Origin of the sequence: Streptomyces sp. NPDC057302 (genome assembly GCF_042667685.1) — a bacterium.
In the GTDB taxonomy this organism is placed as follows: domain Bacteria; phylum Actinomycetota; class Actinomycetes; order Streptomycetales; family Streptomycetaceae; genus Streptomyces.
Genome location: NZ_JBHUZJ010000077.1, coordinates 1 through 25,724 on the forward strand (window position 1 = coordinate 1; position 25,724 = coordinate 25,724).

General features: G+C 69.4%; 13 protein-coding genes and 5 pseudogenes. 3 read left to right on the forward strand and 15 right to left on the reverse strand.

Going from position 1 to position 25,724, the window contains the following annotated elements; translation table 11 throughout:
- The 3 genes from ACFUPX_RS35475 to ACFUPX_RS35485 all read right to left on the reverse strand — a co-directional run.
- A partial coding sequence (locus ACFUPX_RS35475) for a LacI family DNA-binding transcriptional regulator (protein WP_383332306.1) occupies window positions 1–186 on the reverse strand: 186 nt, incomplete at its 3' end.
- Window positions 187–1,274: 1,088 nt separating this feature from the next.
- Complete coding sequence (locus ACFUPX_RS35480) at window positions 1,275–2,093, reverse strand: serine protease (RefSeq protein ID WP_383332238.1); 819 nt, start codon at window positions 2,091–2,093, stop codon at window positions 1,275–1,277.
- Entirely contained in the window at window positions 2,090–2,455 is a 366-nt protein-coding gene (locus tag ACFUPX_RS35485; protein ID WP_383332240.1) for a CU044_2847 family protein, read from the reverse strand. The genes ACFUPX_RS35480 and ACFUPX_RS35485 overlap by 4 nt, the downstream gene beginning before the upstream one ends.
- Before the next feature lie 637 nt (window positions 2,456–3,092).
- Here ACFUPX_RS35485 and ACFUPX_RS35490 point away from each other — a divergent pair.
- Window positions 3,093–3,445 (forward strand): annotated as a pseudogene (locus tag ACFUPX_RS35490) (transposase family protein); the annotation flags it as partial.
- 127 nt (window positions 3,446–3,572) lie between these two features.
- Here ACFUPX_RS35490 and ACFUPX_RS35495 read toward each other — a convergent pair.
- Both ACFUPX_RS35495 and ACFUPX_RS35500 read right to left on the reverse strand, forming a co-directional pair.
- Window positions 3,573–3,956, reverse strand: a complete 384-nt coding sequence (locus ACFUPX_RS35495; protein WP_383332242.1) for an SH3 domain-containing protein — start codon at window positions 3,954–3,956, stop codon at window positions 3,573–3,575.
- A 1,252-nt stretch (window positions 3,957–5,208) separates the two neighbouring features.
- A pseudogene (locus ACFUPX_RS35500) lies at window positions 5,209–5,487 on the reverse strand (transposase); the annotation flags it as partial.
- A gap of 352 nt (window positions 5,488–5,839) precedes the next feature.
- On the opposite strand from ACFUPX_RS35500, the pseudogene ACFUPX_RS35505 reads away from it, so the two are divergent.
- Both ACFUPX_RS35505 and ACFUPX_RS35510 read left to right on the forward strand, forming a co-directional pair.
- Window positions 5,840–5,938 (forward strand): annotated as a pseudogene (locus ACFUPX_RS35505) (IS5/IS1182 family transposase); the annotation flags it as partial.
- A 28-nt stretch (window positions 5,939–5,966) separates the two neighbouring features.
- Window positions 5,967–6,463 (forward strand): annotated as a pseudogene (locus tag ACFUPX_RS35510) (hypothetical protein).
- Here ACFUPX_RS35510 and ACFUPX_RS35515 read toward each other — a convergent pair.
- The 10 genes and pseudogenes from ACFUPX_RS35515 to ACFUPX_RS35560 form a co-directional block, all read right to left on the reverse strand.
- Window positions 6,420–7,070, reverse strand: a complete 651-nt coding sequence (locus ACFUPX_RS35515) for an IS5 family transposase (RefSeq protein WP_383332244.1) — start codon at window positions 7,068–7,070, stop codon at window positions 6,420–6,422. The pseudogene ACFUPX_RS35510 and the gene ACFUPX_RS35515 overlap by 44 nt on opposite strands.
- A 5-nt stretch (window positions 7,071–7,075) precedes the next feature.
- A pseudogene (locus ACFUPX_RS35520) lies at window positions 7,076–7,156 on the reverse strand (hypothetical protein); the annotation flags it as partial.
- 609 nt (window positions 7,157–7,765) lie between these two features.
- The gene (locus ACFUPX_RS35525) at window positions 7,766–8,638 is read right to left on the reverse strand and encodes an immunity 49 family protein (RefSeq protein ID WP_383332246.1); all 873 of its coding nucleotides are present in this window, start codon (window positions 8,636–8,638) and stop codon (window positions 7,766–7,768) included.
- A complete protein-coding gene (locus tag ACFUPX_RS35530) occupies window positions 8,635–13,764 on the reverse strand; it encodes a hypothetical protein (protein WP_383332248.1) in 5,130 nt (1,709 codons plus the stop codon). The genes ACFUPX_RS35525 and ACFUPX_RS35530 overlap by 4 nt, the downstream gene beginning before the upstream one ends.
- A gap of 587 nt (window positions 13,765–14,351) precedes the next feature.
- Entirely contained in the window at window positions 14,352–15,071 is a 720-nt protein-coding gene (locus tag ACFUPX_RS35535; RefSeq protein WP_383332250.1) for a hypothetical protein, read from the reverse strand.
- A gap of 13 nt (window positions 15,072–15,084) precedes the next feature.
- Window positions 15,085–16,464 (reverse strand): hypothetical protein, encoded by a 1,380-nt coding sequence (locus ACFUPX_RS35540; protein ID WP_383332252.1) that lies wholly within the window; start codon window positions 16,462–16,464, stop codon window positions 15,085–15,087.
- A gap of 31 nt (window positions 16,465–16,495) precedes the next feature.
- Entirely contained in the window at window positions 16,496–18,559 is a 2,064-nt protein-coding gene (locus ACFUPX_RS35545) for a hypothetical protein (protein WP_383332254.1), read from the reverse strand.
- 4 nt (window positions 18,560–18,563) lie between these two features.
- Complete coding sequence (locus tag ACFUPX_RS35550) at window positions 18,564–20,420, reverse strand: hypothetical protein (protein ID WP_383332256.1); 1,857 nt, start codon at window positions 20,418–20,420, stop codon at window positions 18,564–18,566.
- A complete protein-coding gene (locus ACFUPX_RS35555; protein ID WP_383332258.1) occupies window positions 20,417–25,300 on the reverse strand; it encodes a hypothetical protein in 4,884 nt (1,627 codons plus the stop codon). Before ACFUPX_RS35555 ends, ACFUPX_RS35550 begins: the two co-directional genes overlap by 4 nt.
- Complete coding sequence (locus ACFUPX_RS35560) at window positions 25,297–25,722, reverse strand: GPW/gp25 family protein (RefSeq protein WP_383332260.1); 426 nt, start codon at window positions 25,720–25,722, stop codon at window positions 25,297–25,299. Before ACFUPX_RS35560 ends, ACFUPX_RS35555 begins: the two co-directional genes overlap by 4 nt.
- Window positions 25,723–25,724 lie beyond the last annotated feature (2 nt).

Here is a 25,724-nt window from a genome sequence, read left to right on the forward strand (position 1 = left end):
ATAGCCCAGCCGTTCGGCGACCTCGCGGACATGGCGTCGGGTGGCGTCCGGGAGCCGCCCTTTGCCGTTAAGAGCGTCGGAGACAGTCGTGATGGTGACACCGGCGGCGGCGGCGACGTCTCTGATGCCCGCTCGACTCTGCCGGTTGCCCCGGCGAGCGGTGCCGGCTCGCGAGGATGTCCTCACCGCCACGCCGGACTCGCCGCGCACCGTGCCTGCCTGCTGCGTAACTGACGACTGACTAACCTGAGTTCCACGTCGCCGGCCCTCCTGCCGCAGGGCAGGGCCATCGTCGCGTTCGGCAGACCGGATTTTGTCCGTGGAGACCAATGATCCGGAGGCGGCAACCTGCTGCGCGCCCCGCGCGCCCTCCATCAGCACAAGTGCCTGGGCGTCTTGTATCCGGAGCAGGTCCCCTGCTTCCCGAGCCGCTTCGAGTTCCGCGGCGGCGAGATTGGCTTGGGCCGATCGAGACAAGGGATGATCAGGGCCCAGCGTGGCGGCCGCCTTCTGCGCGGCAACGGACAGGACACCAACGCACCGTTCCTGCCGCTCCCGGTCTCTCGCGCAGAGCGCTGAGACGAACTGGGCACGAGCGACCGTGACCAGCGCGGACAGCGAGGCGGGATGCTCACCGCCAAGATGCTGCACCAGCCGTCGGGCGGTGTGGGCGATGGCACTCACCAGCTGATCGGCCGCAACGTCATCGCCCTGGCGACGGGCTGCTTCGGACAGAACCGACTCCGCCAGCAGGCGGATCTCGATCTGCTCGTGAGGAGCGTCCCCGCCCTCGTGCAGGCCCAGCACCGCGCGTCCGGCATCACTCTGGGCCTCCGCGCTGTCGCCCATACGTAATTTCAGGGCCGCCAGGTTCGCCAGCGTCCGAGCAGTGGGAATATCGGGCGTCGGGCCGATGGCTTCACGTGAGCTTAGGGCGACGGCTGTTGACAGCAGGGTGACGGCAGCCGGGATGTGGCCACGATCTGCTAGGGCGACCGCCAGTTCGTTCCTGACGACATTGGACAGCGACAACGCGGCCGGGTCCCACAGCAGGCGGGAGACCACGTGCTTGAACAGCGATTCTGCTTCCTCCGCAAGGTCGAGGGCCTCCAGCAGGGACGCAAGGTAGGAGACTCTTCGGCCAATGTCCGAGCGCTGCAGCAGCGTTGCGTCCGCGCTTAGTTCCGCTGTCATGGTTGCTGCGCGTTCGCGGGACGTCATGTCACCTCGAAGGGCTTTCTCGGCAGCAGCAATGGCCTCATGCCAGGGGTCGGTCATGCCGTCTCGCCGCCCAACTGACGTTCGATAGTCATTTTGGCGACCCTGAATTTGAGGTCGGCGACCTGCGCCGGATCGAGCACTTGACGTCGTGCCCAGGCGTCGATCTGGAGGAACCACGACTCCGCCGACGCGATCGCAGCAACATCGCTCCTGCCCTCCAGCTGATCACAGTGCCGCCTAGGCGCACTCTCGGGGTGCACGACGTCCATCAGATGCTCCACGTCGAAGTGATCGAAGCGACGCATGGCTTCCCCGATGGTGGCGGCGAAGAGCACATTGGAGGCACGATCGGCTTTTGCTCGGTCCGGAGCCTGTTCCAGGAGAAGGCCCACGACCACCTGGTCGCGACCCTCGGGTGTTCCCTTGACGACCGGCCCGCCCGAGTACCCGGAGTAATCGCCCAGATGCTGGTTCGTCGTCAGCTGGAGTGCCTGGATTTCTGCACCACCCTCACACAGGTACCGCACCGCTCCGTTGTCGACCTCTCCTCGAAGATGTACCTCTGTCGATGCGGGCCGGTAGGGACCGTGCCATCGATCGCCGCCGTGGGCGACACCGGTGCGCGGGATCCGGGCCGCCCCGGAAGCGCCCAGAATCATGATTAGGGCCAGGTCTGCGTCCTTGTCGCGACGGCAGACCTGCCCGTCGAGGCGGTTACCGTCCGCCAGGACTACATCCACCTGCTCGTCGAACTCGGCCAGGCCACGCAAGCAGTGCGCCGCAGTGAGCACATAGCGTGGAGCCAGCAGGAGTCCGCCCCCCAGCCGCTGCTGGGAGCGAAACAGCTCGACCCAGCAACTGGCTTGCGTCACGGTGTCTCCGGGATCCGTGCGACGGTGAGGGTAACTTCGAAGGACGCTTCGGCAGATGCCTTGGACAAGATCACTCCTGCTTCCGCGGCCAGTGTCAGGCCGAAGGTCACCTCCATACTGGAGACCTGCCAGCCGTCGCGGCGAGGGACTTGCGCCAGTGACTCCTGAGCGATGGCCGATGCTTGCACGATGGCTTCTTCCAGCTCTCCGGCCCGGTCGCCCAGTGAGGAGCTCGTTCGCGTACGACTGGAGATCTGCCGGGTCCCTGACGCGTCCAAGGGCACCGTCTCGACTCTGACTTCAGTCACGAACTCCCCCATGCCAACGCTTGATTCAGTCGCAGAAAGCGTAGCCGTCTGCATGGCCAGTAGGGGGTCATTCATACCTATCCGGGACAGTTCAACATGGCCATCCGTCGCGGCCCGTTCCTGCCCGGGGCACCGGCCGGTGGTGCCAGCCTGCGTGCACCTGGCCGGGCCCGGCGCAGGTCAGTGCGGCGAGAGCAGCTGCGAGCGCCCGGCGTGCATCCGAGGGACGAGCTGGCGCGCTTCAGCGACCGCCCTGACAAAGCGGCGGCACTGAAATTCTGGCTGGCTGCTCTCACAAGGGAGTAACAGGGCAGCTTCGCCGAACTCGCCGCGTTCGAAGCCGCCGCCCTGGTCCTTCCCGCGAGCGTCGACAGCGCCCACTGGTACAGCGGATGGAAGATCCTCCAGGACTACCCGGGCTCGACACCCGACAGCCTGCGCACCCAGGCCGATGAACTGGAGTGCCTGTACGCCCCAGCGGTGCTGCGCGGCAGCAAGGGAGGACAGACTCGGGAACAGGCACTTGAGGGCGAGGCACCGGTGGCGGCAAGAATGCCGGGGCGCCGGGGTCCGCGTTCGGCCACCAGGCCCGTCACGACGCTCGCTGCTTCCTGAGCTGTCTGCTCCGCCTCCAGATTGCCGACGGTGCGCTGGGTGAGGCGCCGATCGTGCTGGGGCCCAGCCCCGTGCTGGCGGCCGGCTGCTGTGGCTCTCGCCCGCCCTGCCGGGCCGCACTACGACCTGACCGCCGCCCGCACCCACCGGATCATCCGCATCTGCGAGCGCCAGGGCGTTCCCATCGTTGCCGATCTCGCCTACCAGGGCGCCGGTCCGTGGCTGACCACGAGCCTCAAGCGCAGGCCCCTGCAGGAACTGACCCCCATCGAGAAGGCCCGCAATTGTGCCCTGGCCGCCACGCGGGCACCCGTCGAACGCGGCATCGCCCGCCTGAAGTCCTGGCGGATCTTCCGCAGGTCCCGATGCGGGCCCCACCGCATGACGTCAATCGCCAAGACCGTCCTCACACTGGAGCTGCAACGCTGAAGATGCTCAGTGATGAATTCGGAGGCCGGTCGGAGGTAGCGGACAGGCCGTCGGCCGCCGGAGGGATGTCCGGCGGCCGGCGGCCCGTTGAAGGGCTGGAGAACGGTGTCCTCGGCGCGGGCCCCTGTCACTCGCAGGGATAGCTGGTGATGCGGACGGTGTAGGCCGAGGAGACCCAGCGGTTGGTGCCCACCTTGCGGAAGCCGTTGGTGGTGGACGCCGACGCGAGGATCGTGGAGCCGTTGGCGTAGGACCCGACGACCGAGTAGCCGGTGCCGGGACCGCTGCGGATCAGCAGACCGCCGCTGGCGTTGACCCTGTAGTAGCACTGGGTCGCGAGCGCACCCGTCGGCGCGAGCTCCACGGCCGCGCCCGTCGTGCGGGCGGGTGCGGCGGCCTGGGCCGTGAGACCGCCGCCGAGGAGCGCGGCGGCGGACAGGGCCGCCACGGCCGCCGTGCGGGCGGCGATGCGACGCGGTGACATGGTGTGGCGGGCTGCTGTGGCGGTCATGGAATCGATTCCCCTTGCGTCGTCGGTTCTGGGTGCGGAACGCGTACGTAGGAGCAGGCCCGGGCCGGACGAGCGGTGTCACCGCTCAAAGACACCGGAGCCGCGCACGACGTTAGCGCCATCGGGGCAATCAGCCGCCTGACACACGAGAACTCCCCAACCGGAACGGAGGAAGTGGCCCGTTTGAGTTGGGGAGTCCGTAAGACGCTGAATCAACGTAATCGAGACGTCAGACATCTAGATCAACAGCCCGGGGGCCTCGCTCGTTTCGCTTCACGGACCGTCACCCGATCGGTGGCCACATCCAAGAAGCTCAGTCAGCTGGCCATTGTGAGCCTTCCCGGGCTCCCGCGCGGTCCTTCCCGCTCCCCGCGGAAGCCCGGGAAGGGGTGGCGCCTTGCGGAATGCAACTAGGGGGGAGGGGGGAGCCGTCCCGCAAGGCGCCCGCGACCCGCCACCGGGGCGGCTGGGGAGCTCAGCCTCCGGCTGCGGCCGTCGCCCACGCCGCGGCGATGGTCGTGGCAATGGTCAGCATCACGGGCCGCGCCGGCCGCCAAGTGCCTGGCGTGCGTTCACTGCCGACCAAGCCCTCCTGCCGGAACGGTGCCGCCTTGCCCTTCGCCGGTTCGGGCCGACACGACCCGCCAACGACCACGCAGAAGAGTCGACCATCAGCCGGTATGCCTTCGGCAGCGCGGCCTGAACCGCAGGGTCCAAGACGCCTTCGGCGTTCTCGACTTGCCCCATGACCGGGCAACGAGGCCAGTCCTGGTGAAGAAACGGCTACGTCCTCTAGACCGCGCCCCACCCTCAAGCGGTTTTCCAGCAAGTGGACTTGACCCCACCTGTACCGGTGCAGTGGTTCACCTCCGGTGCAATGACCGCGTGCCCTGGTGGCGAGAACAGGTGACTCCGTCCGCTAGCGCCTTACGTCACCACACCGCCTCATCGGGGGACATCGACAACATGTCCGTGCACGACCTGACGGAAGTGCAACTCGAACGGAAACAGGTCACGTTGCTCGCCATGATCGGCACCCGACAGGCGGCAGACCCTGATGGCCATTGGGCGATGTGGGACTGGGTGGAACTCAAGGTGAAATCCTTCGGCATGGCGGCCCCCGGGCCGCTTGCGCCGCCGTGCCGCCCCACGGCCCAATGGGAAGGGAAAGGGAGCGCCTCACCGAGCTCCGGCTGCAATCCCTGTCCGGGATACGGCCCTCTTGTTTGCCGCGAGTGTTTGCCGCGAGGGGGCCATCAGCACGGGGCGACGGCAGTCCGGCCTGCACGGTATGCAACCGCTCGACGTCAATTCGGCCGTGGTTGAGAGCTCTGTACAACGCGCCGTGCCCACGCTGATGTTCGGGCGCCAGCGCCAGATCCACTGGCGCGACCACCAGCCCGTCGACGCACAGCACCCCGTCAGCCAGTTCGAACCGTTCGTCCCGACGGGCGGTCAGACACGCGTAGCACTTGCTGCGGAAACCTGAGGCGTTCGCGAACGCCTTCACCCGGACAGCATCAGCCAGCAGACGTACCGTCACGGCTTTCGTCGCAGTGCCCCACGGCCGCAACCGGCCGGAGCCTTGTGCGTACGAAGTCCTCCGCCGTGGCGCGGCAGATGATCAACAGAAGTTTAAAGATGGGCTCTGAGAGGTCTTTTTCATCCTGAGTGTGGTGTTCTGAGTTGTTTTGATCTGCCTCCTCATGTGCTGCTGATGAGGCTGTAGGGGCTGCCTCTCTGCATGAGGCTGGTGGTGTGGCGAATGAGGTGGCGGGCCGCTTACGCCTGTCTCGTTCCAGGACGCCCGAGTCTGTCCCGTGCTTCGACGCTGCAGGAGGTACGCCTGGGCGCACGCTTCCGAGCTGCGGTATGCCCAGGTTATGGCTGACCGTCGTGCGTATCCAAGTAACCTGTCCGATGCTCGCTGGGAACTGATCGAACCGGTGATGTCCGCCTGGCGGTTCGAGCGCCGCGGCCGGGCCCTGGACTTCGGCCGGCCACCACGGCATGAACGAGTTGCGGGAGGAAGCCGACCGTGTCCAGGCCGAGTTGGCCGTGGCCGAGCGGGAATGGAAGGAGTGGGCCATCGCCTGCTCGCGGGTCGGCGAGGTGCTGGCCCCCGTGGACGAGAGCGGGCAGGACCCCGCCCGGGCCGAGGGGGCCGCGCCGGCCGCCGAGGAGCAGACCGGAAAGACGCTGCAGGTACCGGATGCGGCGCAGACGAGGTCGCATGTGCCGGTGTGGCACCAGGGGCTGGCCTGGTCGGTGCTGTCGGTGGACTACCAGCGCATCCTGCAGGCCCTCACGGACCGGGCACGGCTCCATCAAGGGCCGCTGACCTGCAGGAGATGGCCGCGGCGTTCGGCATGGACGTGGTGCCGGCACGGGTGGAGGCGCTGCGGTCGAAGGTGAAACGCCTGGTCGCGCGGGGCTGGCTGACCGAGCGGCAGCCGGGCCGGTTCACGCTCGCGCAGGCTGTGGCCGGGCCAGGAGGCGGGTCATGAGCAGGGTCATCGACCAGTAGATCATTGCCTCGGCGCTGGTGGTGCGACGCTCGTAGTCGCGTGCCAGGCGGCGGGTGCGCATGAGGTGGACGAAGAGGCGCTCGACGATCCACCGTTTGGGCAGCACCACGAAGCCGCGCATGTCGTCGCTGCGTTTGACGATTGCCAAGACCAGGGCGAGCGAGGCCAGGTAGTACTCGACGAGGCTGCCGGTGTAGCCGCCGTCGGCCCAGACCAGCTCCAACTGGTGGTGCGCGTCGGCGACTTGCTGCAGCAGCACCTGGGCGGCGGTGCGGTCGCCGACGTCCGCGGCAGTGACCATCACGCCCAGCAGCAGGCCGAGGGTGTCGACCACGACATGCCGCCTGCGTCCGTTGATCAGCTTGCCGCTGTCGAAGCCGCGGCTGTCGGAGCCGACGACTGCGTCCGCCTTGACCGACTGCGAGTCGATCACCCCGGCCGACGGCTCCGCATCCCGCCCCAGCCTCTCGCGGATCCTCGAGCGCAACCGGTCGTGGAACTCCTTGACCAGGCCGTGGTCACGCCAGCGGCGAAAGAACGCGTATACCCGGTCCCACGGCGGAAGTCGGCGGGCATCGCCCGCCACTTGATGCCATTGTCGACCAGGTAGTGGATCGCATCGAGTATCGCCCGGTGGCAGTACGCCTCCGGTTGCCCTCCCCGCCGGCGCATCCAGCCAGGAACCGGCAGCAACGGCCGTACCGCCGCCCACTCGCGTCCGTCATGTCCGTCGGATAACGCGACTGCCGAAACCCGTTGTCGGCGGCGTTTCCGAACCGATGAGCCAGACAGTCACACTCCAGCGTGACGGAACTGGACTGCGCGCTCATCAACACGGAACACTGCGGCACCAGGGCCTCCTGATGTTGCTCGGTGATTCGACACCAACGAGCTGTTCAGGAGGCCCTGCTCGTATGCGCCGAACACCCCGCGACCACCCAATCGAGACCTCCGTTCGACGGACAACCCTCAAGATCGGAACAACAACAGCTACTAACGTCCCGTATGGCAAGCGATCGTGCACCTGAATCCGCTGCAGGCCGCGCCGTGGCCGACGCTGGTGATCTGTGGAGCCTGGCAGGACGCGCCGGAGACGTGCCGCAGGTACGCAGGCGAACCTCTGATCGCTTGCGCCGAATCCGTAGCCGACGCTGTAGACGCCCGACTGCTGCGCGTCCCGGCTAGTACCCCACACTCAGCAAACCGCCATCGTGGAACTCAGCGTCGATAGGTGTAGCACCGTCCCGATCTATGATCGCGATCGCCTACGGTCGCATAGCCTCACGTAGGGAACTCGCCCAACCAGCTGCGCTGCAGCAGATGCTTCGGCAGGTACTCCGACTCGACGCCGATCGGGATTCCCCCGTCGTAAGCTAGGCAGGCTATGGCCAGTGGCCCCAGGGCGATGCTGCCGTCGATGTCGGCTTCCCGCTCCTCGTTCAGCGTCCAGTACGTCTTGTGCAACTCCAATGCTTCCACCAACGCGGGACTGAAACCTTCTTCATCCCTGCGTACGAAGTGGTAGAAGAGATTGATCGGTGGATAGAGCAGACCATCCAGCAGATCGCGTGGGGCCACCCTCGCGACGGTGGGATCCGACGTCTGGAACGTAGCGGTGAGCTTTTCCACCAACCCCGGACGACGCAGCCAGTACGTCTGCAAAGTGTCCACCCAATGATAGATGTACTCGTCGTACTGTCCGTCAGGTGATCGCATCCGTTCCACTGGAATCTCGCACAGCTGCGTCATCCGGCGCTGGTTACGGCAGATGACAGCCAGCCAGAATGCCGTCAGCCAGCTTCCCGCGGCAGCGGTCGGCATCGGACCGATGGCTGGAAGCGTCCGCACCTTCCGATTGATACGGCACTCGACGGCCCCCTCGTCGGCCCCCGTCACGGCGAACAAAGCTGATCCCAGCTGCATGGCATTGACTGCCGATTCCCATGTCTCCAGCGCCGCCGCTTGCGGGTCGACGGCACAGCGGGCACGCAGCAGAAGGAGTGCGGTGTCGAGGTATGAGTCAATCAGTCTCGCGAAACCAATGGATTCATCGAGCTGATCGATGCCCTGCGTCAAATGTGTGCCCAGCCCCTCGATGAGCCGCATGACGTCAGGTACTGCCGATAGGTCGTGCCGGGAGATGGTTCTGATCACGGTAGGGTTCCCTTGCTGATATCGAAATACTGGTACTGGAGGCCAGTGTACGTCCCTGTATTCCTCTCTCCCTTGACTACGACATAATCCAGCTTGCCCCTACCTTGAGCCAGTTTGATTGTCTTCACGACCTCGAATTCTCTTCGTTTATTCATTAACTCAAGAATGCGGTTGAAGTATTCCTGGCTACCTTGGGAAACTCTCCTTCCGCCCGGAAGGATGCGGTCGCCAAGTTCCGCGCTAGTGCTGCCCTTGGCCTCGACAACAACTACGCGACCGTCCGTATGTACCCACACTTGATCGAACTGATCATTTCCGTTCTTCGGGCCACCGAGTGTGGCCTTTTTGAAACCCGCGTAGTGTTCGGCGATAAAGTGCTCTTTGGCTGCCGCCTCTCCGAAATCCCGGCTTAGTTTTAGCATTTTTGCGTGGGAATTTTTGTAGTCTAACTTCGCCTTTTCCCGGAGCGCCTCTTTCTTTGGGGTGGCGTGATCATTGTACGCCTTCTCTGCTCTGTTCACCTGAATCTCGGCCAGCTTGTCCTCCTGTATGGTGCGGTGGCGCGCTTGAGCTGCTCTAGAGAGAATCTCTAGTCTGAACTTACTCGTGACGGTCTCTGCCCCGCGTGAAATGGGCTTCTCGGTGCGGTAATGGGGGATGGGGGCCTCAGGGCTATCCTTGGTTTTAGTGAATGGTGCGCCCTTCGATACTCGGGTCAGCTGCGGTGGAGTAAACCCGCTGTCATCCGTTCTGTCCAGGTATATACGGTCGCCGAGATGCTCGCCCCGCTTGTAATACTTCTCGAAATATCCGGGTTCATGGTTGGCTCGATAGACCTGGATTTCCTCGATCTGCTCCAGTGTGAGCGATCCGCGAGCCCCGTAGGGATTAGGTCCCTCCTGCATGAAGCTGGGGCGCGCGACGGCCCGGGCCGGGCTGCTCGATCCGCTGGCCTGGGGATTGCCTTCGCTTGCCCCGCTCGGCGTTTCGGGTGTGGGGCCCGAGGGCCGAGGCGGTCGGTGCTCTGCCTCCGGTGGTGGCTTTTCGGAGGTGGGGGCGGCAGCGGTTTCGCCCGGCGCCGGCGTGGGTATCGCGCCTCGGGCCGGGCGATGCCGGATCCGGGTGATGCCTTTACCGAGGGCCTCGGTACTCGCCCCCGTCACGAATCCCGTGCCCGCGCTTTGCAGCGAGGACATCCTCGCGGCCTCCATGATGACCCACAACGGGTTCTCGCTGGCCCAGGTCCGGTCGTCCAAGATTGCGGACACGACGCCCGACGGCAGACCCTCTATCGCCTCTCCGAGCGCCTCCGCCACCCTGGCCCCGGCGATGTCCCCGAGCCGTCCGGAGCGGGCGATCCTGATCATCGCCAGGATGGCCGGCGCCTTGGCGAGCCTCTCCAGCGCCGGTCCCACGAACTTGGCGCCGACGGCGGCGAGGACTGCTTCCGCCAAACCCTGCGCTAGGTCTATCGCGAATTGTTCACCGCCGTAGGCGGCGCCCTTGAGGCCCCAGTTGAGGGAAATGCTTGCGGCTGTCGTGGCGACCGCGCCGATCACGGCGCTCATGACGGCGGTGCTCGTGCCGAAGTAGGCGGCGACGGCTGTGACCGCCGCCGGGGCTGCGGCGCCGCCGGTGAAGGCTGTCACCGCGGCCGCGGTGACGATCGTTCCGATGGCCACGACGGTGTTGGTGATGGCCTCGTTGATGGCGTCCTGCTGGGCCCGGCGATGCTCGATGGCCTTGGCGCCGTACCCGGCCCAGCTTTCGAAGTGTTCCCGCGCTGCCTCAGTGCGGTCGTCGGTCGCACCGGACTGGGCGAGCAGGGTCTCGTACGTGTTTAAGGCCTGCTGCGCCTGGTCGACGGTCGCGATCAGGACCCGGGTCTCCTCGGCGGTCCAGTCGCCCAGGTAGCCGGTGCCGTGCTCGGTTTCCCATTCCGTGCGGGCCTGCAGGTAGGCCATCAATTCCTGCGGCGTGCCCGACCCGCACTCAAGCAACAGGAGCATGTCGGCCTCGTCGCGGTCGGACAGGTCCCAGGCGAGATCGTGGGCCAGGCCGCTCTCGGTGTTGTCGTGGTATTCCGCGACGATGCCCTTGAGTTGCTGCTTGGTTTTCCCCTGGAGAATCCGGCGGATGGTGTCCTCGTTGGTGCCGGCCCCGTAGATCGCATACTGGAGCTCTTTGGCGTCGGACAGTTTGCCGCCGGTTTCGACGCGTTCCCTCGCCTCGGCCTCCGAGGTGCCCGCCAGATCCCAGGCGATCATGAAGTTGAACGCACCTGCGAAATTGGACTTTTCGTAGGCCGCCTGCAGGTCCGTCATGTTCTGCTTCGCGGCAGAGTGGACGGCGAGGGGCGCGCCTTGCTCGAAGTGCAAACGGGCCGCCTCCCGCTGGTCGGGCGTCATGGTCGCCGTGCGCCGGGCGAAGTCGAGCTTCAGATCGCGCATGACCTCCTGCTCGGCGCGCTCGTGCTGCGCCCGCAGAACGGCGTTGATCTTGTCGTCGTCGGCCCAGAGGATCGACTCGTGCTCGATCTGGAGCTTTGCCGCGTCGATCGCGGTGCGGTCGACGGCCTGTTGGGCGAGTACGAGCTTGAGTTCGCCGCCCTCGAGGTCGTCCTCGAAGCGGGCTTTGAGCGCGGTCTCGCGCCCGCCGTACTGGGCGCCGTACGCGGTCTGCACGGCAGCGGTGCGGCGCTTGATCTCCGCCTCGATCTCAGCGGTCGTCATGTGCTGGTCCGCGCCCTTGGCCTCGACCTCGTCCCGGATCTGGGTATAGACGGCATTGATCGCAGGCAGCCGGGTGCCGGGTCCGCTCATTGCCTCGTCGAGCGCGATCGCGTCGGCTCGCGCGGTGTCACCAGCCAGCAGCGCATCGGCCTGGGAAAAATCGTTGCCCCGCAACTCCCAGCCGCCGAGCTCCTCCAGCAGGTCGACGTGGTACGTCCTCTTGTAGGCGACGACAATCGCGTCGCGCTGGGCGGGCGTTGCGCCGCGCAACGTCTGCATGATGGCCGCCTCATCGGTGCCCGGCCCCCATACCGCGTCGGCGATCGTCGCGACGGCGCTGGCGACCGGGTCGCCGGAGAGCAGCTTGTCGACCCGGTCCTGCTCGGACCAGACGACGTCGCTGTTGATGTCGTCGTCCATATCCCGTTCAAAGACGGCGGAGTAGGCCTTGCGCATCGCGGCGATCTGCACCGGGGTCCGTTTACTGAGGGCGTCGAAGAGCGGCTGGTCGTGGGTGCCCGGGCCCTGCACCGCGCGGCGGATGTCCCGGATGAGTTCGCCGGCCTTGAATGCCGTGTTGTGCTGCCGTCCGATCGCGTCGAGGTCCTCCCAGGTGAGATCCTTGATTGCCTGGGTTTCGATCTGTTGGGTGAGTTCGGGTACGCGGCGGGCACGGATCCTCGCGATGAGCCCGATGGCGACGGCGCCGATGGAGTCCCGGCCGCCGGACGCCAGGTACGCGACCACGATGGACCGCTGCTCCTTGCTCAGCCGGGTCATCTCGGCGACCACCGCCTGCCGATTGCCGGCGGCTATCTGCTCGTGCACCTCGCGCAGCATGTCGAGGTCGGCGGCGACCGCGTCGCGGGTCTCGGCGTTGCGCTGTGTCTCCCACGTCTCGGTGCTGGTCCTGGACTGGGCGAGCCAGTCGGAGACGAGGTCGAACAGCCGCTCCCACCATCCACGCTCGCGGCCCTCCTGGCGGGCGGCCCAGTGGCGGACCCGGTCGCGGCTGTTCTGGGCAACCACTCCCACGGACGCGGTCAACTTCATGGCTTCCTCGCCGGCTTCCCGGGAGAGGTGGGCGACGACTGCGTCTACTTCCAGGCTCTGCTGCTCGGCCCAGTCGCGGGCCGCCCCCATCTCCGTGCCGGTGCGCGCCCGGTAGTAGGCCTTGCGCTGGTCACCCAGCCGGTGCAGCTCAAGGGCCCGGGTCTCGTGCGCGGCGCGCAGCCGGGCAGCGGCCGCCGCGGCGCGGTCGGCGACCCGCCGCAGATAGCGGTCGCGGGTGGCTGTGATGCCGGTGAGGTCCCCGCCGCCGATAACCGCCTGCTGCTTGCGGTCGGCCTCCTCGTCAGCGGCGGTGCGGGCCGCGCTGATCCGCGCGGTCTGGTCGGTGGAGTGGCGGCAAATGTCACCCGCGGCGGTGTCGGCCTGCAGGCTGATCTGGCTGGAGATCGCTTCGTCCTGCTGCCGGGCCTGTTCGCGGGCGGCGAGCATCGCGGCGTTGAGCGTGGTCTCGGCGATGCCGGCCGCCGCGGCTATACCCCGCAGCTCGATGTCGAGGTTCTCCTGTTCAAGAGCCTGAAGCTGCTGTGTGATCGGCTGCAGCGCGGCTACCCGCCGGCCGGGATCGAACGCTGCGGTCGCAGCGGAGAGGAACTCCTGGGCGTGCGCGGGCGAGGACGCGAGGATGCGGGCGACCGCGTCACCGACTTCGGCCGCGTCGGCGGGCGGCAGCGGATCCAGGGAGGCGACATCCTGACTGGTCACCACGATCGCAGGCAGGGGGCCGATGAAGCCGGTGGGCACCGGGCCGACCGCGGCGAGACTGGTGTCGACGAAGTCGCCGCTGACGCCGGCGGCGGGGATGCCATCGAGCGGGTTGCTCGGGCCGAGAGCAGAGGGCTGGGCGGTGACCGGGGTCGGCGAGGCGGGCTCGCCAGGAGCGGGGACCGGGAGCGGCGTGGGCGGGGGGAACGTCTGGTCCGAAAGGCGAATGTTCCCGGCCGATTCGACGGCGTGTACGGCGTTGTCGGCGTCAGTGGTGTCGAGGGTGGTGTCCTTGGGGCCGGCCTTGGGGACGGGCGGCATTTGTTGCCGGACCTGTTCGGCCCAGTCCGGTTGGGCGGCCGCTCGGTTCAGCTCCAGAGCCCTTGCCCGCTGGGCGAGTTGCTCGGGGGAGGCGGCGGGGGCATCGAGGTTCGGAGGTGTGACGGCGGTGGTAGCCGCAGTGAAGTCGGCGGACCAAGCGGCGAGCTCGGCGTCGCCGGTGGCCGCAGCGGGCGGCGTCGCCGGTGCGGTTGGTTTGTCGGGGTGTGCCGCTTTGCGTGTGGTGAGCTGAGAAGTTTCGGCCGCAGGCGCGGGTGTGCCGGTAGCGGAGCTGTCGGGCATCGCGAGAGGGCCGGGCCTGCCGGCGGCCTCCGTCGGGGCGGGCGCAGGTGTTCCCGCCGATGGCACGTCGGCTGCGGCCATCAAACCGGGCGCGCCGGCATCGCCCCCGGAAGGGAGCGCGCCCGGCGTGGGCATCGCGCCGGGCGTGGCGCCCTTATCAGCCCCGTTAGGCGAGAGCGAGGGACCGGGCAGGGGTGCGGGCGCAGAGACGGTCACGTCGGCGGAGAGCTGGCCAGGATGCAATGAGGACTCTGGCGTGCTGGCGGCGGGCACGGGGACGGACGGGGGAGGAATCAGGCCGCTGTCGGCATCGTCGGCCGGGGGCGGGGCGGTGTCGGCAGGTTCGGGTAAAGACTCGGCGGGCGAGGGCGGCATGCCGCCAGGCGCCCCGGTGTTGCTTTGCGCGGACGGGGCAGGGGCCGACGGCTCGAGAGGCTGCATGGCCACCGACACCCCGCCGTTGCCCAGGCGTCGTTGCAGGTCCGCAGGCGTGCCGGTGGTCACCTGCGCGGGGCCTGGTTGTGCCCCACGCGAGCGTGTGGCACCGCGTGGCACGGGTTTGGGGCGCGTGCGGCCCATCCGGACGTCTACTCCTTGGCCGGGGCCGGGGCCGGGGCCGGGGCTGCGGGCGCAGACGGGGACGAAGGCGCGGGGGCGCGCAGCGGGTTGACCCAGGCGCGGTCGTCCAGGTTCGGGTCCTTGTCCGTCTTGCAGAAACCCTTGTCGTCGAGCTCGATGCTGCCGAGCAGGATCCAGCACTTGCCGCCCTCGCACCCGCAGCAGTCGTCACGCTCCTCGGAGGCACGGCAGATGTCGCCGGGCAGCGCGTTGAGTTCGTCCGGGGAGACGGCCTTGACCATCACGTGCTCCCGGACCCGGCGGCAGGCGGAGTGCTCGTCCTCAGTGGCGCAGTCGCAGGGCTTCTCCTGCGAGGTGGCTCGCCGCAGCAGGATGAAGATCTCATCGGATGGTGCCGCGTAGCCGCAGGCGTCCGGTCCCAGGTCGAGCTCGACGGGTTTGCACAGTTCGAGCGGATAGCCGTGACAGTCGATGGCGACGCCCCGATCGACGACGAGCACCGTGGCCGGCCGGCCCCCGGCGGGTTTCTTCAGCCGCAGATCCAGGCCGCAGACCACGCCGCAGCCGAAGTACGCGCGCAGTACGGTCTTGAGCAGCGAGGCCGCGTAGCGCTGTGCCGTGTCCAGATCCTCGGCGGTCACGACCATGCCATCGCGGAACTGGACGCTGTCGATGTCGGTCGGCCTTGTCCGCTCGGGGAGCGTGCCGCCGCGCTGGTGTTTCCTCATGTCCTTCTTCCGATCATCGGTGGTAGGAGCGCCGAGGACTGACCTGGAACGCCGAAATGAAGTCGCCGCCGGGCCGGGCGGCCCCGCGGCCGCGGGCGCCGACCGGCCGCGCGTCGAGCATTTGGTCGCATGCGTCGTGCAGCAGCTGGCCGCGGATGGTCAGTTCGAAGTGCGACCCGTCGAACAGGTTGGACCGGCTGCCGGTCACCTCGGCCTGGAGCCAGTCGCGGGTGGGGTGCAGCCGTACCCCCCAGGCCAACTTCCCGTCGCTGTCGAGCGGTTCGACGCCGGGCACCCAGTAGTCGGGGTAGCGCTCCCATTCGGTGGGGACCCGGCGCGGTTCGCTGTAATCGACATCCGGATGCGCGATGACGGCGGTCAGGAAAATGCTCGCCTCGTGCAGGGTCGCTACCTGCACCGGGCGGGTGAACCGGATCTCGAAGCCCCGGGTTATCTGCTCGCGGAAGTCGTCCCAGGACACCTTCGCGAACCAGTCCCGGTCGATCCAGTGCTGCCAGGAGATCTGCTCGACCCGGGGCCGGGCGATGTCGCAGCCGTTGGCCAGCTCGTACAGCAGCGGGTTGCGGTAGACGAACGGGCGCACCAGGCAGGTTGGGACCTGTGCCGGGCAGAAGCCGTACCGGGGCCGGTGGCCGCGCCCGGTCCAGTTACCGACGGTGTCATTCGTATCGTGTTCGTGCTCATCGGCGCGGCGGTTGGCGTGATCGCAGATGCGCAGGCATGCGATCGGCACGCCGACCTCGGGGTCCGGGTCGTACATCCAGGTGTCGGCGGGGGCCGGAGCCAACCGGCCGGGCCGGCGCCGCAGCCAGTTGACGTCCTGACTGACCGCCACAGTGTCGTCGAAGTCGCCGGGCAGCGCGCCGGTCCGCCGGCACAGGTATTCGCCGCAGCCGACGCACCCGCCCAGCGGGTGCTCGGGGCAGCTCCGGTCGGCGGCGTCGCAGCCGCGCCGCAGAGTGAAGACCACGCCTTCCGCATGCCACTGGGAGCGTTCAGAGTAGGGCGGGCAGTCGTCGGTCACCGGTGGCTGGGCGGCGTAGTGCACGGTCAGGGTGTAGTGGCCCTCGTGCTTCGGGTGGTGTCCGGCGAGGTCGTCGAGGCGAATGCGGCCGCCGGGCCAGTAGAGCATGCGACCGTGCCGGTCCAGGGCCAGCCCTGCGGATACCTGGACGCAGTCGTCGTACAGGTGCAGGCGGCCGTCGTCGTCGGCGACCAGGCCGAGGCCGATGACCGCGCCGTAGCCGTGGATCGCCTGATTGAGCAGGCGCTGGCGCCGGGTTTCGTCGTCGAGACCGGCGTTGAGCTGTTCGGCGGTCAGCGACTGCCGGGGCATGAAATGGGGCCGATGAGACCATGCGCTCTGATCCACGGGATGGCTCCTTTGCGAAAAGGTGCGGCGGTCAATCCGGCCGGGGCCGGGCGTCGAGGCGGGTGCCGCGGTCGAGGACCGCGGGTGGCAGGGCGGGTGCGGCGAGCGGCCAGCGGCCAAGGCGGGTGGTGGACCCGAGCCGCCAGTCGCAGTCGTCGTGCAGGTGCAGACTGGGACCGGGGTCGCCGGTGGTGTGCAGCAGCCGGACCCGGCAGTGGGCGGGGACGAAGGTGGGCAACAGCCGCTCGATGATCGGCGCCAGGTCCGGTGCCTGCCGCAGCGCGATGGTGATGAGCGAGACGTGCTGGGCGAGCAGCAGCCGCGGATCAGGGCAGCCGGGACCCAGGGCGCTGGCGCCGGCGACCATCTGGCCGGCCCGGGGCGGTTGCGGCCGGGTGGCCAGGGCGAGAGTGTCGTAGCCCAGCCGTGTCGGTGGTGCTCCGGCCGCCTCGATGCGGGCGGGGCCGAGAACCCATCCGGCCGGGTCGTCGGCGGAGTCGTGCACCGTGGCGCGACCGTCGGTGACCAGGTCCAGCAATAGCTGTAGCCCGTCGCGGGTGCCGCGCCGGGCGAGCAGGGTCCCGGCATCGCTCAGCAGGGCGCGGCGGATGGGCGCGGGCAGGTCCCCGAGCGGAGGGAATCCCAGCCAGCTCAGCAGGTAGGCGGTCCAGTCATCGGCGGCGGTCAGCGGGTCGAGGCGCTGCGCCAGCGTCGCCAGCACCTCATCGAGGCCGTCGAAGAGGACCTCGTAGGGTGCCAGGATCCGGCGCAGCTGCGGGGCCGATCGCGGGTTGTCGCGATAGAGCGCCGGCAGGTTTTCGAGATAGCCGGGGGCGGAGTGTGTGACGCGCAGGCGGGCCAGCTGCGGCGGGGTGCGTCCCGGTGGCGTCCGCAGACGGATCCTCAGCCAGACGGTGTCGTGTTCGACCTCATCGAGCAGGGCGGCGAGGCGTTCTGCGGCGCCGCTGCCGGCGCTGGGGTAGGTGACGGATCCCGGATGCCAGGGCAGCAGGGTTTCCAGGTCGGCGACGACGGTGGCGGTCATCGGCCCGTCGAGCAGGTGGCCGGCACGCCGGACGATGAGGGGGTCGTCGGTGGACGCCCAGCTCAATTCCATTGCGGTCCCGGCGGGCAGGGTGATGTCGGCTTCGGCCCGGTTCCAGCCGCCCGGCGGGCCGGGCGGAGCGAGCAGGGCGGGGGTGATGAAGGTGGAGTGCCGGTCGCCGGTGGCCAGGCCGTGCGGCACGATCCGGCCGATGCCCCGGGTACCGGCGAGCACCAGCGTCGAGGTGAGCGCCTGCGGTCGGCCCAGCGGGGAGGGGACCCGCAGTTGCTGGTGGTCGTCGATCTCTCCGTCGCTCAGGTTGATTGCCTGGTGGACGAGGGTTCCGGCCGGATCGAGGTGGGTCAGCAGGTGGATCCGGTCGTCGGCGGCGAGCAGGGTGGGCCGCCGGTGGTGCACCGGGTCGAGGTCGAAGTCGGCCACGGTGCCGGCGCCGGGGTCGACAACGTGAGCGGTGGTGGTCTCGAGGGGGTCGATCAGTACGAGCCGGGTCCGGTCGGTGCTCGCGGCGACGCGCAGGTTCCGGCCGGGGACGTTGAGGTTGATCGGGTCGTTGCCGGGGCGGCCCCACCGGTCCAGGTGGCGCAGCTGCCAGTGTCCGCCGGTGTCGGTGGCGGCGAGCCACAGGTCGTCGCCGGCGGCGGTGATGTCGGAGATCCACCAGTCGTGGGCCAAGACCGCCGGGCTGAGCTGCTGGAGGGTGTCGGCGTCGTAGCGGTCGAGGCGCGACCCGGCGAGGACCCACAGAACGGTGCGGCCGGCGGCGAACCGGCGGGCCGGGTAGCGGCCTGGCAGGCTGCCGCGCTCGATCACCGCCCACGCTGTCCGGTGGATCAACTCGCGGGTGTGCGGCCGCAGCCAGAGTTGTCCGCAGGTGGTGGCGGCCGGCAGGACGCCGGTGTCGGCTGAGCTGGCCCCGGGCAGGGGCTCGATGGTCAGCGGTTGCGGGACTTGGAGCTGGTCGTCGCGCACGGTGAGGTTGCGGCGGGCGCCGGCGGCCCAGTGTGCGGCTGTGTGGAAGTCGACGAGCATGGCCTCAGCCCCCGCCCGGCTCGATGGTGATCCAGATGGCGGCCGCGGTGACCACGCCGTCGCGGGGCGCCGTCACGGGGGCGTCGCCGACGGCGCTCCCGGCAGGCGCGAGTCGGGTCAGCGGGACGTCGGCGACTCCGGGGACGGCGGCCGCGACGGTGGTGACCTCGACGGCGGTCAGTTCCCGGCCGAGCGGTCGCTCGTCCAGGGACAGCCGCGCGCGCAGGGCCTGTTCGGCGGCGGCACGGACGGTGGCGGCGACTGCGCCGGGGGACAGGGTGAGGGTCAGCCACAGGTCGGCCGGTACTGGGATGGGCTGCTGGACGAGGAGACGTTCGCCAAGCAGCCGCCGCGGGGCCAGCCGGGCTGCGACCTCGGCGAGATAGCGGCCGGGGCGGGGAGCTGGTGCGGCTGTCTGCACGTTGTTGCGGTGGGGTACGACGATGAGGCTCCGCACGCCGTCGATGTGGATCCCCGGTAGTCGCGGGTCGTGTCCGGCGAGGACTTCGGCCCGGCGTATGGCCATGCCGGGCAGGGTGAGCGCCGCCTGGATGAGGTCGTCGTCGGTGAGCAGGGCGGTGCGGTGGGCGGCGGCGTCACGAGCGGCACCGGTGATCTCGCCGGCGGTGGTGGCGTCCCGCCCTCCGGTGAGGGCGTGTCGGTTGCGGGCCAGGCGGGTGCCGTCCGCGTCGAGGGCCGGCACCGACCAGGTCAGACCGGGGCGCAGGTTTCCGGCCGGTCCGGCGGTGCGGGCGAGTTCGGTGTGGGTGATCGGTGCGCCGGCGGTGGGCCGGCGGCCGTTGATCCCGTTGCCGAACAGGATCAGGCCCGGCCGCAGCGTGTAGTGCGGGTCGGTGGGCCTGGATCGGGAGAGGTCGGTGGTCTGCGCCCAGCGTTCGCGGTCGATGTCGATCTCCAGGGCGGGGCCGCCCGCCCGGCCGGGCGGGGAAACCAGGCCGCTGGTGTCGAACGTGATCTGCTGGTCCGGCAGCCCGGTCCCGTGCTCCTCGAAGGGCGCCTTGTCAAGATGGGCCCGCTGCACCACCGGAAGGACGTTGAGCTGGACATCGCGGAGCTGCGGGGAGACCGGGAAGAAGCCGCAGTCCAGGGAGAGCCGCAGCCGGCTGCCGCCCGCCGCGGCCTGCCGGGGGATGGCCAGGATGGCCACGCCGGTGGCGGACAGGCCGGCGGTGTTGTCGTGCAGGACGCGCACCTGCGTCCAGTCCGATCCGCCGGTGCGGTAGGCGTAGCGCACCGGGCCCCACGGCCGGTCGGTGCGGATAGGCAGCGCGCCGGGCGGCGTAAGCAGGTCGAAGCCGAGTGCGACCGGCGTCTCGTCGTCCGCCGCGTGGAGCGGACCGTCGAAGAGCAGTTGCAGGGCGGGGCCGAGCAAAAGGGCGCCGTCGGCGGAGCCGGGGGATGGCAGCGTCACCTCGCCGCAGGTGGTGGTGAGGATGATGCCGGTCATCGTGACCGGCGGCAGGAAGAGGGTGTGTTCGAGGGCGAAGGCCAGGTCGGGGTGGGCCCGGCAGGTGACCGTGGCGCCGGCCGCGAGTCGGCGTCCGGCGGTGATCGGGCGGACCGGCCAGAGTAGTCCGCGGGCCGGGGCCGGGGGGCGGGGCCGCTGTCCCAGCAGGGCGGCGAAGGCGCGGCGGTGGCGTCCGCCGACGAAGCCGGTGCGGTAGACCTGCTGGTCGACGATCCAGGCGAGCAGGTCGATCAGGGTCATGCCGGGGTCGTGCAGGTTGTGGTCGGTCCAATCGGGGGCGTAGCGGGGGATGGCGGCGCGGGCCTGCTCAAGCAGTTGGCTGAACTCGATGTCGTCGAGAGCGGGAACGAAGGCGCTGATGGAGTCGGTCACGGGGGGCCCTCCGTGGCGGTCACGACGACCGTGATGGCGGCCGCCTCGGTGCAGATCAAGGCGTCGGGGGGCAAGGGGCCGGACGGGGTGATCGCGACGTTGCGGACCTGGTCCAGGCCGGGGACCGCGGCAAGAGTGCGCAGCAGGTCGCTGCGGGTCGGGCGGCGGCCGAACGGCCAGCCGGTGCCGGTCGGCCCGCCGGTGACCGGGTCGAGGAACGTGATCAGGGCATGCCGGGCGCTTTGCTGGACCTCGGCGAGGCGGTCGCCGGGCGCGGCCAGCTGGGCAGTGACGGAGGTGCGGATCCAGGTCGGTCCGGTGACCCGTAGCGATGCGTCGGTGAGGCCGCCCCAGCCTGCGTCGCGGATGGCGGCCGCGACGGCGTCGCGTTGGGCGAGCGTGGCTGCGGGACATCGGCCGCGGCCGCGGACTGCGATGGTGACCCGGACCGGGTCGCCGGGGCGGTCCGGGCGGGTGCAGCGGGCCCGCACGATGTCGGAGGACGAGGCGACGGCGACGGCCTCGACATCGGCGCTGGTCAGGGCATGGCCGGCGTTTCGGAGCCGGTGGGGTGCGGTGGCGAGCAGCGACCGGGCGGCGGGCACGCTGAACCCGCCGGTCGTGTCAATGGGCAGGGCGATCGTCTCGGCGCCTTCGACGGCGGAGATCAGCCGGGCCGGCGACCACGCGTCGAGGTTGCCTGCGCCGCCGCCGCCCTGCTGGTAGCGGAAGCAGCGGATGTTGTCGCGTCCGGCTGGGGGGATCTTGCCGGTCCAGCCGTCGCCGAAGCGCAGCTGGCCGGTGGCCGGGTCGAGCAGGTACACGCGGGCGTCGCCGTCGTAGCCGGTGAGAGTGTCTACCCGCTGCCACCGCACCCAGGAGCCCGGGAAGCGTTCCGGGTCGGTGCGGATGAACGCCTCGTTGTCTTGTGGTTGGGGACGTTGGTGCTGCAGCTGGGTTTGCTCCTCGTCACTGAGTTCCTCCCGGACGCGCAGTTCGACGCTGTCGGGCAGCACGGGCGACTCGGCCAGTTGCAAGGTGAGAGCCGGTTCGCCCGGGCTGGAGCCGACGAGCTCGTTCGGCATGGTGCGGGCGTGGGTGATTCCGGTGGCGTTCAGCAGCAGGCGGTGCACCACCGGGGCCCAGGTAGCGGCGGCGCCCGACGGGTGCAGGCGGAGCCAGATACGGTCCTGGCCGAAGAGGCGGACCGGGGCGGGGTCGGTGTCGAAGGTGATGGTGATCAGGCCGCGGCGGCGCAGGCCCAGGGTCCGGTCGTCGACGGGCAGGGGCCGCCAGCTGTCGGGGGTCCGCAGGTCGGCCAGCAGCGCGGTGTCGCCGTCTTGGTCGTCGGCGTCGGCGAACAGGGTGAGCGGGCCGGTGCCGGGTGTGGCGGTGAGCCCGGCGAACAAGGCGCGGCCGACGGTGAGTGCGGACGACCCTTGGAAGAGGTCGAAGCGGGCGGCGTCGGTGGCCGCGGCGGCGGTCTGGTCGAGGACATCGAGGTTGTTCTCCACCAGGACGATTTGCGGCGGGATCCGGTCGGAGAGGACGAAGGCGGCCTCGATGGCGAGGATCTCCGGGGGGTGCAGGTCGGTGGTGTCGACGGTGACGGTCTGCGTCCGGATTCCGCCGGGGGTGGTTTCCTGGACGATGTACTTGGCCCGGCCGTAGTCGCCGCCGATCAGGCGGGCCCGTATCCAGTAGTCCTGCTGGCCGCCGATCTCGGTGGTCCGCAGTTCCCTGGGCACGGTGAACTTAATGTCGCCGCTGGTGGACAGGTGCTGGGTGTGGTCGACGAAGTCGTCGTCCAGAACGCGCCAGCCGCGGCCGTCGAAGAACTCCCAGGACAGCTCGGGATTCTCGTACCCGCGAGTGAACGCGTCCACGGCCCAGACGGGTTGCCTGGGGGCGCCGACCACCACGACCCGGCCTTGGCCCGGTGGTGCGGTTGCCCAGGCGTTGCCGAGCCGGGCCCAGAGGGTGTTGCCGGACTTCTGCTGGCTCTGGATCGTCGGGGTCTGTGGTGCGGCGGGGGCTGCGAAGTGGAGGGTGGCGGGCGGTCCGCCATCGGTGCCGGTGTCGAGTTCCACCAGGGTGCGCAGGTCGGCTCCGGTGATCTTCCGCTGCTGCAGTTGTTCAGCCGGCGAGTAGCGGGGCGTCGGGTCGTTGCCGGTCACCTCAGCCGAGAGCCGGGCGGCGTGGTCGGCCAGCTCCTCGACCCGGTAGCTCGCGTTACCGATGATCAGCCGATGGCCCTTGCGGGTGGTGGTGTCCTGGGCGTCGAGGCGCAGCCGGGTCCGGTCGTCGTGGTTGCCGAAATCGCCGGTAAAGGGTTGGGCGGTGGGCCGGATCAGGCGCAGCAGACGTACGGTCGTCCGGGCGCCGAGGGGCCGGTCGACCTGGTAGACGCGGACATCGGCGTTCTTGATGCGACAGGTGAGGCGGGCCATTACGGAGGCAGCGGGGTCGTTCAGTAGTGCGGTCAGTTCGGCGTGGTGGGCCACCCGTTCGTGCTTGAGTTTGATGCTGTCGTGCAGGGTGTAGTTGGCCAGGGGAAGCTTGATCGGGGTGCGCAGCAGGCGTTCGCCGGTGCTGGCGACGATCAGTTCGGTGGCCTGGGTGCTGCCGAGCAGCAGCGGGTGGCCGGTGACGTCGGCGCCGGTCAGCGGGACGGGCGTGGTGCTGTCAGCGCCGAGCCAGAGTAGCGCCTCCGCACGGTCGGGGGGCAGCCCGGCGGTGACTGGCTGCCCCCCGATGCCCAGTGGCGCGGCGGGGTTGCTGTGCAGCCCGGAACCGGCCCGGAGCAGGATCTCGGTCGGGTGGTGCTCGGAAACGGCTCCGTTGCGGATCAGCCCGTGCAGGCGGAGGTCTTGGCCGTAGCGCGCGGCGTACGCGACCCAGAGCCGGGTCTGGCCGCCGACCGAATAGCGGGTGGCGGCCGGGTGCACATTGTGGGCGGCGACAGTGCCAGAGCCGCCGATATTGGTCCAGTTGAGGTCGAGTGGGGCGTGGGCGGGGGAGAGGCCGAGCCAGAGCGCGCCGCTGTTGTCGATTGCCACCACTTCGAGGCCGGCGTCGGGCTGGGTGCGTGGCCAACCGCTGTCCTGCACAGGTGTCAGCCGCCAGTTCCCGGTGAAATCGGGTGCGGCATCGAGGGCGTGCCATCCGCCGACTGCCCGGCCCAGATCGTCGACGGGCAGGGCGTGCAGTCGGCCCTGCGCGATGTCGAGCAGCACTACCCCGGGTTGGCTGGGCACGACCACCGGGCGGGGTGCGGCGCCGTTCAGCGCCGGCAGCTTCTGCCAGCCACTCGTGTCGACGGAGGCCGGTCCCACTGCCGTAGGCCGCTGGATGCGGGCGGCCCAGAGCCCGCCGAGACGGTCGCGGATCACCACGAGGTCGACGTTTCGCCCGGTCAGGCCAACGCTGGCCGGGGGGCCGCCGAGCAGCAGCTGCCGGCCGTCGCCGACGGTGCTCAGCTGCTGCCAGTGGAAGGTGCCGGCGGAGTTGCGGTGCAGCCGGTGCAGGTAGCCGTTCCTGCCGGCACCGTACCCGCTGTCGTTGGGTGTGCCGGTGGTGATGTCGAAGCTGGTCAGCGACGCATCGGCCATAGTGACGGCCAGGGTGACCCGGGCCCCCTGTTTGGACAGCGCCTCGGGCGCGGCCAGGGCGAATTCGTCAAAGCGCAGTGGCTCCGGGCCGAAGGGGTAGAACCGGCGGGCAGCGGAGAGCGGGGTTCCGTTGTGGGCGGCCCTGGTGATGGTCCGGCTGACCTGCTCGGGCTCGGCCGGCGGCGGTGTGGTGGCGGAGGCGGCACCGAGGCTCAAGCGGGAGGCGCTGGTGGCCTCGGCGACAGCTCCGGTCAGCAGGGCCCGCAGCCAGCGGCTGCGTCGGCCGGCGACCTCGGTCTCGTCGATGGTGCCGGGCCAGCTCTTGGCGAGAGCGATTTCGGTGGCGCCGGCGCCGATCAGGTCGAGGTCGTGCCAGGCTGGCTCGGTTTGGTTCTCGGCGGTGCCGAACACCGCCCAGGTGAGGTCGAGTCCGGCGAGCTGGCGGGCCAGGCTGCCCGGGGCGAGTCCTACCGTGACAGTGGCCGGCTGCTCGATATTGAGCAGGTCCGCGTGGCCGAGATAGAAGGCGTGCCGTTGCCGGTCGCGCAGAGTGAACGACTCCAGGGCGTCGATCCGGGTGGCCGGGGCCCCGGCAGCGGCGGCGGCCGGCAGCAGGTCGTCCAGAATGACCAGTCCGTTGCCGTCGGAGGTGGCGACTCGATGGGTCTGCCCGCCGATGCGCAGCAGGTCGCCGGTGGCCAGGCCGGCGGCGGGGCTGAGCTGCACGGTGGCGCTGTGTTGGGCGGCGAACGTGACGAGCCGGTAGGCCCGGGGGCGTATCGGGGGCGGCTGGGTGGCAGTGACCAGTGCCGGGCCGGGTTCGATGCGGTCGGTGGCGGGGTCGAGGGTCAGCAGGGTGTCGATCTGTCCGGGCACCACGCGTAGCCCGCGGATGGTTTCGAAGGTGATGTCGTTGCCGGCACTGATCTGGGTGCGTGCCTCGGCAAACACGGCACGGGGATGGTTGGCGGCGAGCGCCAGCACCAGCACGCCGGTGGCGGCACGCGGCGGAGTCGGAGTCAGGCCGAGGAAGTCGAAGAAGGCCAGGGCGTCGCGTTCGGCGGTCCGGTCCAGGCGTCGGGTGGTCTGCTCGGCGAGCCGGGCGGCGATCTCCAGCAGGGCGGTGCCGAAGTCGTCCCGGCCGCGGCTCGGCGTCCAGCCGGGGGTGAGTGCCGGCGCGAGTCGGTGCAGGTACGCGCGCAGCTCTGCCACCCGCCGCCGGTCTGTGGGAGGGTGGGCGTCGGCGCGGGGGAATCCGTCAGCGGTCACCGGTTTGCCGATTCCTGGAAGTAGAAGGGGTAGACGACGTTGCCGGGCTGGTTGGTGGCCCGGACCTCGTAGTGGATGTGGACCTCGAGGTATCCGAGGTCGAGCCGGCCGGTGTCGACGCGGACGTCTCGCACGTCGATGCGGGCCTCGTGGTCGCGTAGGGCTTCCCGGACGGTGGCTGCGATCTCGGCGATCCGCTGGGTGGTGATGGCGGCGAACACCAGGTCGTGGATGCCGCAGCCGAAGTCCGGGCGCATCACCCGTTCACCCTTGGCGGTGCTGAGGATGATCAGGATGGACTGTTCGATGTCCTGCTCGTAGGTGGCGCGCGCGATCAGGCCGGTGTCGGGTTCGACGGTGACTGGGAACGCCCAGCCGACCCCGAGGAACTCGCAGCCCAGTCCTGCCTCGTCGCCGGCCATGG

Excerpts from the sequence above, each read along its gene's own strand:
- ACFUPX_RS35535 (WP_383332250.1), bottom strand. The coding sequence starts at position 15,071 with ATGAGGAAACACCAGCGCGGCGGCACGCTCCCCGAGCGGACAAGGCCG.
- ACFUPX_RS35485 (WP_383332240.1), bottom strand. The coding sequence starts at position 2,455 with ATGCAGACGGCTACGCTTTCTGCGACTGAATCAAGCGTTGGCATGGGG.
- ACFUPX_RS35530 (WP_383332248.1), bottom strand. The coding sequence starts at position 13,764 with ATGCCCGACAGCTCCGCTACCGGCACACCCGCGCCTGCGGCCGAAACT.
- ACFUPX_RS35545 (WP_383332254.1), bottom strand. The coding sequence starts at position 18,559 with ATGCTCGTCGACTTCCACACAGCCGCACACTGGGCCGCCGGCGCCCGC.
- ACFUPX_RS35495 (WP_383332242.1), bottom strand. The coding sequence starts at position 3,956 with ATGACCGCCACAGCAGCCCGCCACACCATGTCACCGCGTCGCATCGCC.
- ACFUPX_RS35560 (WP_383332260.1), bottom strand. The coding sequence starts at position 25,722 with ATGGCCGGCGACGAGGCAGGACTGGGCTGCGAGTTCCTCGGGGTCGGC.